The sequence below is a fragment of the Pseudomonas sp. p106 genome (assembly GCF_003936645.1).
In the GTDB taxonomy this organism is placed as follows: Bacteria; Pseudomonadota; Gammaproteobacteria; order Pseudomonadales; family Pseudomonadaceae; genus Aquipseudomonas; species Aquipseudomonas putida_E.
In genome coordinates this window covers 1-752 of record NZ_RHQR01000050.1, presented here as the reverse complement: position 1 = coordinate 752, position 752 = coordinate 1, and the positions used below count along the sequence as shown (strand labels likewise).

Annotated in this window: 1 protein-coding gene; it reads right to left on the bottom strand. The window is 62.1% G+C overall.

Annotated elements, in window-relative coordinates; genetic code table 11:
- On the bottom strand, window positions 1-752 hold a 752-nt coding region (locus EGJ09_RS26480), incomplete at both ends, for an immunoglobulin-like domain-containing protein (protein ID WP_177433185.1).

Here is a 752-nt window from a genome sequence, read left to right as displayed (position 1 = left end):
TCGAGGGTATCGCTGACGTTGGTCACGGCTTCAGCCGGATTGACCGCCAACTGCTCGAAGTCGCCACCGGTGGTGCCGGTGATGGTGGCTTTGACCTGGCCAGCGTCCTTGTAGACGTCATCGGCCGGGGCTGGAACAGAGACCGTGCCGGAGCTTTGGCCTGCTGCGATATTGATGACCGCGCCATTGCTCAGCGTGACGGTCATCGCCGTCCCCGCTGGGTTGCTCAGCGTCGCGGTGTAAACGATCTGGCCGCCTTCAGCGACATCGCCAGTCGCGCTCAGCACCAGGTTGGTGGTCGCCTGGGTAGCCGGGCTGTCGGTAACCGTGGTGGTCGGAGTACCGGCGGTGTCGAGCTGTTCGTAGTTACCACCCTCGACCTTGGTGATGCTGTTGGTCAGTGCGGCGTTGGTGTTGTAGACGTTGTTCGGCGCAACAAAGTCGACCGAACCGGACGACTCGCCGACGCCGATGGTGATGCTCTGGCCGTTGGCCAGGGTTACGACCAGTGGGCTGCCGGTGACTGGGGCCGATACCGAGGCGGTGTAGGTGACTACGCCACCTTCGACTACCGAAGCATTTGCGGTCAGGGTCACCGTGCTAGCGTCGATCGTGTCGCTAACGTTAGTCACTGCTTCGGTCGGGCTGACCGCGAGCTGCTCGAAATCACCACCGGTGGTACCGGTGATAGTGGCTTTGACCTGGTCGGCGTCTTTGTAGACATCATCAGCCGGAGCTGGAACAGAGACCGT